Source organism: Brevundimonas sp. (genome assembly GCF_013823285.1).
Lineage (GTDB): Bacteria > Pseudomonadota > Alphaproteobacteria > Caulobacterales > Caulobacteraceae > Brevundimonas.
Map to the genome: position 1 here is coordinate 39,188 of NZ_PNLV01000006.1, position 12,247 is coordinate 51,434.

Annotated in this window: 12 protein-coding genes; 5 read left to right on the forward strand and 7 right to left on the reverse strand. The window is 70.5% G+C overall.

The window, feature by feature from the left end:
- Position 1: 1 nt before the first annotated feature.
- Together C0461_RS02055 and C0461_RS02060 are read left to right on the forward strand one after the other, a co-directional pair.
- On the forward strand, positions 2-214 hold the full coding sequence (locus tag C0461_RS02055; protein WP_292103487.1) for a hypothetical protein: 213 nt from the start codon (positions 2-4) through the stop codon (positions 212-214).
- Between the two features lie 64 nt (positions 215-278).
- Complete coding sequence (locus C0461_RS02060; RefSeq protein ID WP_292103489.1) at positions 279-3,113, forward strand: hypothetical protein; 2,835 nt, start codon at positions 279-281, stop codon at positions 3,111-3,113.
- Here the strand turns inward: C0461_RS02060 and C0461_RS02065 are convergent.
- Together C0461_RS02065 and thpR are read right to left on the reverse strand one after the other, a co-directional pair.
- Positions 3,110-3,646 (reverse strand): GNAT family N-acetyltransferase, encoded by a 537-nt coding sequence (locus C0461_RS02065; protein ID WP_292103491.1) that lies wholly within the window; start codon positions 3,644-3,646, stop codon positions 3,110-3,112. The genes C0461_RS02060 and C0461_RS02065 overlap by 4 nt on opposite strands.
- Positions 3,643-4,176, reverse strand: coding sequence for an RNA 2',3'-cyclic phosphodiesterase (thpR, locus tag C0461_RS02070; protein WP_292103493.1), 534 nt, complete (start codon positions 4,174-4,176; stop codon positions 3,643-3,645). Before thpR ends, C0461_RS02065 begins: the two co-directional genes overlap by 4 nt.
- A gap of 126 nt (positions 4,177-4,302) precedes the next feature.
- Here thpR and C0461_RS02075 point away from each other — a divergent pair, with 126 nt between their 5' ends.
- Entirely contained in the window at positions 4,303-5,049 is a 747-nt protein-coding gene (locus C0461_RS02075) for a Bax inhibitor-1/YccA family protein (protein WP_292103495.1), read from the forward strand.
- A 180-nt stretch (positions 5,050-5,229) separates the two neighbouring features.
- Here the strand turns inward: C0461_RS02075 and C0461_RS02080 are convergent, their stop codons facing one another.
- The 4 genes from C0461_RS02080 to C0461_RS02095 form a co-directional block, all read right to left on the reverse strand.
- A complete protein-coding gene (locus C0461_RS02080) occupies positions 5,230-5,574 on the reverse strand; it encodes a DUF2794 domain-containing protein (RefSeq protein WP_292103497.1) in 345 nt (114 codons plus the stop codon).
- A 308-nt stretch (positions 5,575-5,882) separates the two neighbouring features.
- The gene (locus tag C0461_RS02085; RefSeq protein ID WP_292103499.1) at positions 5,883-7,208 is read right to left on the reverse strand and encodes a trypsin-like peptidase domain-containing protein; all 1,326 of its coding nucleotides are present in this window, start codon (positions 7,206-7,208) and stop codon (positions 5,883-5,885) included.
- Positions 7,209-7,241: 33 nt separating this feature from the next.
- Complete coding sequence (locus C0461_RS02090; protein WP_292103501.1) at positions 7,242-8,669, reverse strand: ATP-binding protein; 1,428 nt, start codon at positions 8,667-8,669, stop codon at positions 7,242-7,244.
- A gap of 7 nt (positions 8,670-8,676) precedes the next feature.
- A complete protein-coding gene (locus tag C0461_RS02095) occupies positions 8,677-9,489 on the reverse strand; it encodes a response regulator transcription factor (protein ID WP_292103503.1) in 813 nt (270 codons plus the stop codon).
- Between the two features lie 149 nt (positions 9,490-9,638).
- On the opposite strand from C0461_RS02095, the gene C0461_RS02100 reads away from it, so the two are divergent.
- Positions 9,639-10,448, forward strand: a complete 810-nt coding sequence (locus C0461_RS02100; protein WP_292103505.1) for a DUF3313 family protein — start codon at positions 9,639-9,641, stop codon at positions 10,446-10,448.
- A gap of 99 nt (positions 10,449-10,547) precedes the next feature.
- On the opposite strand, the gene C0461_RS02105 is transcribed toward C0461_RS02100, so the two are convergent.
- Entirely contained in the window at positions 10,548-11,723 is a 1,176-nt protein-coding gene (locus C0461_RS02105; protein ID WP_292103507.1) for an acyl-CoA dehydrogenase, read from the reverse strand.
- A gap of 109 nt (positions 11,724-11,832) precedes the next feature.
- Here C0461_RS02105 and C0461_RS02110 point away from each other — a divergent pair, with 109 nt between their 5' ends.
- Complete coding sequence (locus C0461_RS02110; protein WP_292103509.1) at positions 11,833-12,099, forward strand: DUF6356 family protein; 267 nt, start codon at positions 11,833-11,835, stop codon at positions 12,097-12,099.
- The last annotated feature ends 148 nt before the right edge of the window (positions 12,100-12,247 follow it).

Sequence of the window (12,247 nt, forward strand, 5' to 3'; positions counted from 1 at the left end):
CATGGCCGACGACCTGGACACCCCGATCTCCACCATGGCCGTGCGCCTGTCCAACAGCACCCAGCGCGTGGTGCTTTACGAGTACGAGGACGTGATCGTCTTCCTGAAGCCGGGGGCCCGACTGCAGGGGGTCTTCACAGGCTCCGAAAACCCGCCGAAAAGCACTGGCACCATGGCCGACTGGCCGGACCTGACCCCCGAGACCAGGACCTGATCCGGGCGCTTCCGGTCATCATCCGTTAACCGCGATTAAAGGGCTTTTCGTCCACCTTGCCCCCATGTCGGGAAAGGCCGCGCGCAAGGGATTGCTGGAGACCACCGTGGCCCTGACGGCTGCGGGGACGATGGCGCTCGCCCCCATGGCGCCGAGCGCCGCCCAGGACGCCGCGCTCGAGCCTGTGGCCGTGCGCGTCGGAGCCAACGACACCTTCACCCGCGTGGAGTTCGCCGGCGTGATCGGCGCGCGCGCCCGCATCCGCCGGGAGAACCGTCAGATCATCATCCGCGTGGGCTCCACCGCCGCGCCGGACATCGCCCGCCTGCGGGTCGATCCGCCCCCCGGGGTCGAGCGCGTCGAAACGCGCGGCGTCCAAGGCGGAACCGAGGTGGTCATCCACCTGCTTGAGGGCGCCCAGGCGATCACCGGCCGCGCCGACGGCGCCGTCTTCGTCAACCTCTACGCGCCCGGCCGGGGTCCTGCGGCCGCCGCCTCGCCCGCCGTCCCGGCTTCGGGCGTTGTTCCCGTGGCTGTCACCGCCGGTCCCGACCGTCTTCAGCTGCGTTTCGAATGGGCTGCTCCCGTGGGCGCCGCGGTGTTCCGCCGGGGCGAGGCTGTCTGGATCGTCTTCGACCACGCCGCACGGCTGGATCTGAATGCTGAGGCGAACCGTGACCTGGGCCCCGCCACGGGCGTTCGATGGGCGGCCGGGCCCGACTATGTGGCCGTGCGCATAGCGGCGCCGGAGAACCTGACCCTTAGCGCGAATGGCGAAGGCTCGGCCTGGACCGTGTCTCTCGGAGGCCCGGCCGGCGGGCCCGGCGGCGTTCTGCTTAGCCGCGACGAGAATACCGGCCCCACCGCCCTGATCGCCGAATTGGCGGGCGCGGGGCGCGCCGTATGGCTGACCGATCCGCTGGTGGGCGACCGGTTCGCCGCCGTTACGGCCCTGGCGCCGGCCAAGGGCATGGGCTCGCGCCGCCGCCTGGTCGACCTGACCCTGCTGCCCACCGCCCAGGGTCTGGGCATAGAAACCGCCACGGACGACCTCAGGGTGTCCGTCCAGGGCGATCTGGTGCGCATGACACGGCCCTCGGGCCTCAGCCTGTCGCGCCCCACCGACAGCCTTCAGGCGGCCGCAGCCCAGGCCGGTGCGCCACGCCGCGCCCCCTACGCCGCCCTGATCCTCGCCACCTGGGCCGACACGGGGGAGGCCGAGTTCGGCGCCCGTCGCCGCCAGCTCCAGGCCGACGCCGTCCGCGAGGCCGCCGACGCCGAGGACAATCCCCGCGCGCCCGTCGAGGCGCGGCTGGCCCTGACCCGGTTCCTGATCGGCACAGGCCTGCATCATGAAGCCATCGGCGCCCTCAACGCCCTTGTGGCCTCCGCCCCCGCCATGGCCAGCGAGCCGGAGGTGCGCGGCCTTCGCGGTGCCGCCCGCGCAGCCATCGGCCGCCAGAACGAGGCGCTGGCCGACTTCTCTGGCTCGGCCCTGGCCAATGATCCGTCCGTCGACGTCTGGCGCGCCTACATCGCCACCCAGCAGTCCGACTGGACCACGGCCCGTCAGGCCTTCGCCCGGGGCGCGCGGGCCATTGATCAGTTCCCGGCCGTCTGGCGCGCCCGGTTCGGCACGGCCCACGCGCTGGCGGCGTTGGAGACAGGCGACCTGGCCGCCGCCCGCTCCCTGCTGGCCTTTGTGTTCAGCCAGAACCCGCCCGCGTCCGAACAACTGGCCGCCCGCCTGATCCAGGCGCGCATGTTCGAGCTGGAGGGCCAGACTGACCGCGCCCTGGCCGTCTATCAGGCCGTCGCCCGCGCACCGCTGGACGGCCTCTCCACCCCCGCGCGGCTGGGCGCGATCCGTCTGCGCATGACGGCGGGCGAGTTGACCCCCACCCAGGCCGCAGCCGAGCTGGAGCCGCTGCGCTGGCGCTGGCGCGGCGACGCGGTGGAGCTTGAGGTGATCCGCTCACTCGGCGGCATCTATCTGTCCCAGGGCCGCTATCGCGAGGCGCTGGACGCCCTGCGCGGCGCGGGGACCCGGTTCTCGTCCCTGCCCCAGTCCTCCGAACTGCAGCAGGATCTGGCCCAGGCCTTCCGCAGCCTGTTCCTGGAGGGCGCCGCCGATGGCCTCCAGCCTGTGCAGGCCCTGGCCCTGTTCTATGATTTCCGCGAGTTGACGCCCGTGGGCGCCGACGGCGACGACATGGTGCGCCGCCTGGCCCGCCGTCTGATCGACGTGGATCTGCTGGCCCCCGCCGCCGAACTGCTGCAGCACCAGGTCGAGAACCGCCTGGACGGCGTGGCCCAGGCCCAGATCGCCACCGATCTGGCCGCCGTCTATCTGATGAACCGCCAGCCCGAACAGGCCTTGCGCGCCATCTGGGCGACCCGCACCACCCTTTTGCCCAACGCCCTGAACGCAGAACGCCGGGCGGTCGAGGCCCGCGCCCTGATGGAGCTCGGCCGCTATGACCATGCGCTGGAGATCCTGGGATCGGATCAGAGCGTCCCCGCCCGTGAGGTGCGCGCCGACCTGCACTGGCGGCGACTGGACTATGGCGCGGCCGCCGCGACCTATGAGGCCCTGCTGGGTGAGCGGTGGCGCGACGCCTCAACGCCCCTGACTGCGGCGGAGGAGACCCGGCTGATCCGCGCCGGCGTCGGCTACAGCCTGGCGCGCCAGCCCGCGCCGCTGGCGCGTCTTTCGGAGCGCTATGCCGGATTCATCGAGGGCGCTCGCTCGTCCGGCGCCCTGCGCATCGCCCTGGCGGGGCCGGGGTCCAACCAGAGCGCCTCGGACTTCGCCACCCTGGCGGCGCGCACCGACACCTTCACCGGCTGGGTCGCCGCCATGAAGCAGAGCTTCCGCGAGCGCACTGACGCCGCTTAACGCGGCCGCGCCTTCCACTGGGCCCGCGTCTGACCCCATATGTCGATCGTCAGACCATCCAGCGGCGGCGGCAAGCGCCCCGGCCCGCGATTGGTCGAGCCCAGCCGCTCCGCCACCTTCTGCGATGCTCGGTTGCCCGGGGCGATGGAGTGGATGACGTCGTCCCAGCCCAGCACATCGAAGGCGTAGTCCATGGCCGCCGTCGAGCCCTCCACCGCATAGCCCTTCCCCCAGGCGTCCCGGTGCAGGCCCCAGCCCACCTCCGTCCCCGGCCAGTCCAGGGGCGCCCACGGACCCAGCCGCCCCACCCACAGGCCGCTCGACTTCTCCACCACCGAGAGCATGGACGCGCCGGTCAGATGCCAGGCCCCCGCCATGGTCATGAAGCCGCGCCACGCGGCGGCGGGCGTCTGCGCCCCGCCCAGGAATTCCGCGCTGACCTCGTCGGCCATGAACTCGGCCCAGCGGGGAAAGTCCGCCATCTCTATGGGGCGCAGGATCAGCCGTTCGGTCTCGATCTTCACGTCGCTCAAAACAGATACTCCCGTTCCAGGGTGTAATGGGATCCCGCGTCGGTCAGGACGCTGGCGTACAGGCCAAACCGCTCCACCCGGAACGGCGGCGAGTGCAGCAGGTTGTGGCCGGTCATCCAGGCGCCCACACGGTCGTCCTCGGCCCCTTTCAGATAGGCCAGGGTGACATGCGGCCGATAGTCACGGGATTCCATGACCACGCCCGCTCTTTGCCCCGCCGCGCGGCACCGGCCGGCGAGGATGTTCAGGGGCTCTGATGCCGTCACCCCGGCCCACAGGGCGCGGGTCCGGTGATCGTCGCCGAAGGCCCCGACGCCCTCAAGGGTCAGCTCGAACGGATCAACGCGCGCCCTTGTCAGTTCAGCGGCCAGATCATCGGCGCGCGGTTCGACCACCTCGCCGTAGAAGGCCAGGGTGATGTGCAGCGCCTCGGGGGGCCGCCAGCGCGCGCCGGGCAGGCCCCGCTGGCGCCGCGCCAGGCCTTCGGCGATGTCGAAAGGGACCGGAACGGCGGCGAACAGTCTGATCATGTGACATCACTAACGCGGCGCCGCGAACCGTGACAAACCGGTTTTGCTTGCAAGGGCGGGCGGGGATTCCGATATTGACGACGAGGGCCGGGTCCAGACCCGGCCATATGGAGATAGAGAGACGCGATGAACGACTTCAACCGAGGCTATCCGGCCCAGGCTCCGGCCCGCGCGGACATGGCGGTGGACGCCGGCCTGCGCGCCTTCATGCTGGGCGTCTACAACAAGCTGGCCCTGGGCCTGGTCGTGGCGGGCGTCTTGGCCTACGTCACCGGCAATGTGCCGGCGGTTGGCCAGTATCTGTTCGCCGAAACCGCCCAGGGCGGCGTCGGCTACACCCCGCTGGGCATGATCGTGGCCTTCGCGCCGCTGGCCATGCTGTTCGGCTCCATGTTCTTCATGAAGAACCCGACGGCGGGCGCGGTGAACCTGCTCTACTGGGCCGTTGTCGCCACCATCGGCGCCGGTCTGGGCGTGGTGTTCCTGGTCTACACAGGCACGTCCATCGCCTCGACCTTCTTCGTGACGGCGGCCGCCTTCGGCGCGCTCAGCCTGTGGGGCTACACCACGAAGAAGGACATGTCCGGCTGGGGCACCTTCCTCATCATGGGCGTGATCGGTCTGATCATCGCCATGGTGGTCAACATGTTCCTGGCCAATCCGTTGATGTACTTCGTCATCAACGCCCTGGGCGTGCTGATCTTCTCGGGCCTGATCGCCTATGACACCCAGCGCCTGAAGATGACCTACTACGCGCTCGGCGGCGACAAGGCCGCCATGGGCGTGGCCACCGGCTTCGGCGCCCTGGCCCTGTTCATCAATTTCGTGAACCTGTTCCAGTTCCTGCTGGCCTTCATGGGCGGGCGTGAATAGGAATTTTGAGTAGCGCTACGCTGGGCTCGCGGAGCCTCGCTGCTTGAGCGCGTTGGTGGTGCGCTAAACGGCCTCAAGTCGCGCAACGCGCGGTAGGCCAAGAAAGAACGGCCTCAAGTAGCGCGAAGCGCGGTAGGCCAACTAAGAATGGGCCCTCGGGATCGCTCCCGGGGGCCTTTTCTATTCCACCACCTGAAACCGACGGGCGTCGAACACACGCAGCACCTGGGCCAGGTCGCGGCCGCGCTTCAGGATCATGCCGCTGTGGTTCATCACCGCCCAGGCGCCCTGACGCCGGGCCAGGGCCGGGCGTTTCTCGATGCGGTAGGCGGGGGCGTCCCCGGCCCGGCGGAATACGGCGAACTCGGCCGCGTCCTTGCCCGGCGCCATGGCGTAGTCCCGCCATTCCCCCGCCGCCACCATGCGGCCATAGACCCTGAGCATGGCGTCCAGTTCGCGGCGGTCGAAGAACACCGGACCGGCCTGGCCGTGGCTTGCGGGACTGTCGGAGGCGTCGACGCTCATCGTCTTCAGCTTAGCGCGAAGCGCCTGCAACGCCAGCGGCGGGAACGGGGATTTGACCGGCCCCTGAAGAAAAACGACGCGAACACGAAAAGGCCCTGTTTCGGTCCTTCCAACGCCCGTTTGGGCGCCCAGATAAGCAGTGTCGGCCAGTCGGGGTCGCCGGAGATCCCGGATCCTGAACAGCCCCCCCAGCCCCCCTGGATTTCATGGGGCCTCGACGGGCCGGCAAACCTCCAAGCGAGACGCCCGTGCGACACCTCCCCCTCCCGGTCGCGCGGGCGTTTTGCGTTTGGGGCCTGCCCCCTGGATCAGGCCGCCGGCAAGGTCGCCGTCGCCGTCTCCGCGCCCCGTGTCACCGTCACCGTGATCTCGCGCCGCGCCCCCGACAGGGCCCGCTCCAGATCGGCTGCGCTGCGCACCGTGGCGTTCCCGGCCCGGGTGACCACGTCGCCCGCGGTCAGCCCGGCCTGGGCCGCCGGCGAACCGGCCTCCACCGAACGCGTCACCACGCCGCCGTCCATGTCGGCGAAGCGCGCCCCGTGGGCCGAAAGGCCTGCGCCGCCCATGGCGATGACCGGACCGTTGGGCCGCTGCACCGTCAGGGTCGTCTCGAACGACCGGCCGTCCCGCAGATAGGTCGCCTCCAGCGTCGCGCCCGGTTGCGCGATGCCGGTCATGGCCTGGACCGTGCCGCCGTTGGAGACCACCCGGTCCTCAAGGGCCGTGATGATGTCGCCGCGCCTCAGGCCCGCCCGGTCCGCGGGTGAGCCGGGGATCACGTCCTCGACCACCGCGCCCCGGCCGAGCTCCAGCCCCATGTCCTCGGCCCGGCGGGGGGTCAGGGAAGACACGGTCGCCCCGGTCTCGCCCCGCACCACCTCGCCCGTGGCCAGGATCTGGTCCGTCACGAAACGCATGATGTTGATGGGCACGGCGAAGGCGATGCCGTCGTTGCCCCCGCCCATGCCGCCGCCCGACAGGATCGCCGTATTGATGCCGATCAGCCGCCCCCGGCTGTCCAGCAGCGGCCCGCCCGAATTGCCCGCGTTCACCGCCGCGTCTGTCTGGATGTAGTCCTCCACCGCGTCGCCCAGCCCCGAACGGCCCAGCCCGGAGATCACGCCCATGGTCAGGGTCTGGTCCAGACCCAGCGGATATCCCACCGCAAACGCCAGATCGCCGCTGCGCAGGGTTCCGGCGGGCGCCATGTGAACCTGGGTCAGATCGGGCGCGGATATCCTGAGCACGGCGATGTCCGTGGCCCGGTCCGCGCCCAGCAGCTCGGCTCGATAGGACCGGCCGTCCAGCAGGTCGACCCGGAACGCCGTGCCGTTGTCGATCACATGGTGATTGGTGATGATCACTCCGCCAGCCGCGTCGATGATGACGCCCGATCCGCCCGATATCTCCTTGGGACCGTCATCCCCGCGCGAGGGTCCGCCCCCCGCGCCCAGGGTGGTGATGGCCACCACCGCCGGCAGGCTGGGCTCGATCCCTGCCGCGAAGGTGAAGACTCCACGCTCGGCGTCATAGGGCATTTGCGGGGGCATCTGGGCCCAGGCGCCGCCGGCCGCCGTCAGGCTCAAGGTCAGGGCCGCCACGGCCGCCGCCCGGCGCAGTTGGATCGTATTCACGCAGCAAGCCCCCATCAGATTCCAGATTACAGACTAGACCCGGAAACGCGCCGTGACGACAGCCCCTGGCGATGCGTCATCAATGATCAGGTCGCCGCGGTGCCGACCCGCCACGGCGCGCACGAACGGCAGACCCATGCCATGGCTTTCCGGCCCCTCGCCCGGCGTCAGGGCCGCCGCCCCGGCGAAGCCGGGCCCCTGATCCGCCACACGCAGCACGGCCTCCCCGCCGTCCAGGGCCACAGTGACGCGCACGACGCCGCCCGGCGGCGAATACTTCACCGCATTATCCAGCAGATTGGTCGCCGCCCGCTGCAACAGGGTGCGCACACCCGGAATCTCCACCGACGCCAGATCGGCGACGATGCTGATCTCCCGCTCGGCCGCTACAGGCTCGTACAGTTCGATCACCTGGGCGGCCAGGCCGTCCAGCCGCACGGGCTCGAAAACCCAGGAGGCGCCGTCCCGCAGCGCCAGGGCCTCGTTCATGGCGCGGGTCAACTGGGCCAGGTCCGCACCCGCCTGACCGGCCAGACGCACCCGCTCCGCCTCGTCCGCCGCCTCCCCCAGCCGGTCCAGCCGCGAGGAGGCCCGGGCCAGGGGCGTGCGGAAATCATGGGCCAGCTGGTCCGAGGCGTCCCGGAGCCAGTCCATGAGTTCCTCCAGCCGGTCCAGCGTCTGGTTCACGCGCCGCGTCAGGCCGGTCAGCTCCGGCGCGGCGGCGGTCTCCGGCGCGCGCTCGGCGAAATCGCCCACCGCCGCCCGGTCCAGGGTCTGGCTCAGCCGCTCGATGTCGATCGCCAGGCGCCGCCGGGCCAGGGCCGCAGCCCCCAGTCCGAAGACCAGAATCAGGACGCCGGTCACGAGAATGGTCAGGACAGCCCAGCCCCATGGCGCGCCGCTGCGCTCCACCACCCGGCCCACGGTCAGGGTCAGGGCGCCGTAGGGCTGACGCACGGCGGCCACCTCCACCGCGCGATTCGGACACAGCGCCCCGCGCTCCAGTCTCAGCACATGGACCCCGTCGCCAAGGCGCTCGATGGGATCCGCCTCCGCCTCGGCCAGGGCCGCAAGGCCGGCGGGCGCGACGCCCGGCGCCTCGATCAGACGCACGCCCGCGCCGCCGCGGCCCGTGCGGCAGACCGCCTCCAGCGACCGCGCATCGCCGGGCCGCGTCTGAACCGCCTCGAGCCATGCGGCCAGCCAGGCTGCGTCCGTGTCGGTCAGGGTCTGGGTCGAAAAGCTGTCGTCGGCCCCCAGCTTGGCGGCCATGGCGGCGAAGTCCTGCAGGGCGATCAGGGCCGCCTTCTCGCGCTGGTCGGTCTGGATCGCCAGGCCGGTCACCACCAGCGAGCCGGTCAGGGCCATCGCCGCCAGGACGCCCATGGCGGCCGTCAGCTGGGTGGCCGTAGGCCTGAGCGCCGCACGGCTCAGGGCCGTGAACAGTCTGGAGGGGATCAAGGCCGCCTCATCCGACCCCGCTCAGATCGCGGAAGACGAGGCTCTGGCTACGCGCCGAGACGATCAGGGGGTGCAGGCCCTCGCCGAGCTCCGGGGTCGCCTCCTTCAGCCGCCGCCGCAGCGCCGAGATGCGGGCGTCGATGATGTTGACGAAATTGTCGGGCAGGAATTTCCATTCCACCCAGCAGCGGTCCCACAGCATGGTCTTGGTCACCGGCTGACCGCGCGCGGTCATCAGCTCGCAAACGATGCCGAACTCCAGCGGCGACAGTTCGATCTGCCGCGGCGTCATGTCCCCCAGGGCGAACGTCAGGGTCCGCGCCCCGGGCGCCAGACGGAACGGCCCGTTGATGATGTCCGCACCGTTGGCCGCGGGGGCGGCCCGTGCGGCGCGCCGCAGCTGGGCCGCGATGCGGGCCACCAGCTCCTCGTCGCCCACCGGCTTGGCCAGATAGTCGTCCGCGCCGGACAGCAGGCCCTCCACCTTCTGGCCCTCGCCGCCCAGCGCCGTCAGCATCAGGGCCGGCGCCTCCGCCGAAGGCCCCCCGCCGGCGCGGATCCGCTTCAGCGTCTCCAGCCCGTCCAGGCCGGCAGTCATGCGGTCCAGGATGATGACGTCGTATCCGCCGCCCTCGGCCAGCGACAGGGCTTCCTCGCCCGCCTCGACCCGGTCCACGGCCGTGAACCCGGCCTTCAGAAGTCGGTCGGCCACATGCTCGGCCAGAGCCGGATCGTCTTCCAGCAACAGAACGCGACGGCCCTGAAACATGTCTCTCAGACCCGCGAACGGATCCGCCTCGGCGACCTCGGATTGTGTCATGACCCCTCCATGCCCTCGGTGCGAGGATAGACCGGCGCAGCCAGATGACAACGGTGTGCGAACCGCCATGCAACCACCTTGCGCCTGAACCGTAGCTAGGGCTTCGCGGCGATGATCGCCGCTGATGGTTTCTGACCGGGTGAAGACGGATGCGATTTCACGTGATGACGGCGGCTTGCGGCGCCCTGGCCCTGGCCGCGTGCGGCACGGCGGCGGTGGAGCCTTCGGGCCTGCTCAGCAGCTACGACGGCCTCGTCGTGCGCGAGGGCACGGTGTGGGCCTCCATCCAGGAGCGCCGCGACGACGCCCTCGCGTCGCAGATCGACCGCCTGTTCATCGAACCGGCCATCCTGGCGCCCGGCGTGGGCGAGGGGCTGACCGATTTCGAGCGGACCCTGGTGCTGCGCGAGGTGGATCGGCAGATCTGCTACGAGGTCAGCGAGCGGTTCACCGTCCTTGCCGACGCCGCCCCGGACGCGGGCCGGGTGCGGGCGGTAGTGACGCGGATCGGGCCGACCGGCCGCGCCGCCTCGGCCGCCTCGGCCGCCTCGGGCTTCTTCATTCCCGGCCCCATCGGACTGCGCGTGCCCGGCACGCTCGGCGGGCTGGCCGCCGAGGCCGAGCTGCTGGCCGCCAATGATCAGGGCCAGGCGGCGGCCATCCTGTGGTCCCGCGACGCCAAGGCCGTGGGGACCGACAGTCCGTCCCTGTCGCGGGTGGGCGATGCGGTGCAGCTGGCCGGGCCGTTCGGCGACGCCGTAGGCGACGCCTTCAGCCCTGAGGAACGGGCAGTGCGCGCCATCGCCGACCCGGACCCCTGCGCCCGCTTCGGCCCCCGCTTCCGCCCCGGAGGCCTCGCCGCCCGCTTCATAACCGGCCTGTACTCCCCCGAACTCAGCGGCGCCCAGGTGGAGGACGACGAGCCCGAAGCCGCGCAGACGACGCAGCCCGACCAATAAGCTCATGACGCGCTCAAGCAGCGAGCCGCCGCGCGGCGAGCGGTAGCGCGCTAAAGACGCGCTCAAGCAGCGAGCCTCCGCGAGCCGAGCGGTAGCGCCCTAGAATGCCGCCTGCCCCGTGATCGCCCGGCCCAGGATCAGGGCGTGGACGTCGTGGGCGCCTTCATAGGTGTTGACGGTCTCGAGGTTCATGGCGTGGCGCATCACGTGCATCTCGCCGGTGATGCCCGCCCCGCCGTGCATGTCGCGAGCCTCGCGGGCCACGGCCAGGGCCTTGCCGCAGTTGTTGCGCTTCATCATGGAGATGGCCTCGGGCACCCACGCCCCCTGGTCCAGCAGCCGCCCCAGCGCCAGCGCGCCCTCCAGGCCGAGGAAGATCTCGGTCTGCATATCGGCCAGCTTCTTCTGCACCAGCTGGCGCGACGACAGGGGCCGCCCGAACAGCATGCGCTCGCCCACATAGTCGCGGCTGGCGTGGAAGCAGAACTCCGCCGCCCCCATGGCGCCCCACGCAATGCCGTAGCGCGCCTTGTTCAGGCAGCTGAACGGCCCCCGCAGCCCCTTCACGCCCGGCAGGATGTTGGCCTCGGGCACGAACACGTCGTTCAGCCCGATGTCGCCGGTGACCGAGGCGCGGAGGGACAGCTTGTCGCCGATCTTGTCGGTGGTGAAGCCGTCGAAGTCGCGCTCGACGATGAAGCCCCGGATCACGTCATCCAGCTTGGCCCAGACCACCGCCAGATCGCTGATGGGACTGTTGGTGATCCAGTATTTGGCGCCGTTCAGGCGATAGCCGCCGTCCACCGCCACGGCCTTGGTCTTCATGGACGCCGGGTCCGACCCGCCGTCCGCCTCGGTCAGGCCGAAACAGCCGATCAGCTCCCCCGCCGCCATCTTGGGCAGGAACTTCATCTTCTGCTCGTCCGAACCGAACGCATAGATGGGATACATGGCCAGCGAGCTCTGCACGCTCATGGCGCTGCGATAGCCCGAATCCACCGCCTCGATCTCGCGCGCGATCAGGCCATAGGCCACATGGGACGCTTCGGAGCCGCCGTACTGCTCCGGCAGCATGGCCCCCAGAAAGCCCATCTCGCCCATCTCGGTCATGATGGCCCGGTCGAAGGTCTCGTCGCGGAACGCCGCGACCACGCGGGGCAGCAGGGCCTCGCGAGCGTAGGACCGGGCGGCGCCCTGGATCATCCGCTCGTCGTCGGTCAGACGGCCCTCCAGATCCAGCGGGTCATCCCAGCGAAAGGTCTTGGCGTCGGACATGGTCGTGGTCTTTTCTTCTGGGCCGATTGCGCCTCGGCCTGTTTCCTGATCGTCACCGCCGCTTTAGGATAGATCGGGTTCCACGGGTAGGGGTGAGGATCGCCGCAGCATGACGACACCGTTCCATCGACTGTTTCTGAATCACCCGCGCGAGGTGGAGGAATCCTATCTGGAGCACCTGGGCGCGGCGTCGTCCTTCGGCTTCCGCCTGCTGGGCGCGGCGGGATTCGCCTTCCTCCACGCCCTCGTTCCGGGCGTGGCCAGGACCGCCGCCTCGGACCGAATCAAGGACATGGCCGACGAACTGAACGGCCGCGCCCGCATGGCCCGCGAGACCCGGATGCGCGAGGCCGGAGCGATCGATCCGGGGCTGTGAAGGAGTCGTAGGGCTTAGGGCTTAGGGGCGATGATTAAGCCCTAAGCCCTACCCTCTAAGCCCTCACCTCAAAGCCACCCCGCCACCGTTTCCCGCGCTAGCATCTCGTCATAGCTCGGACGCGCCCGCACCACGGTCCAGCGGTCGC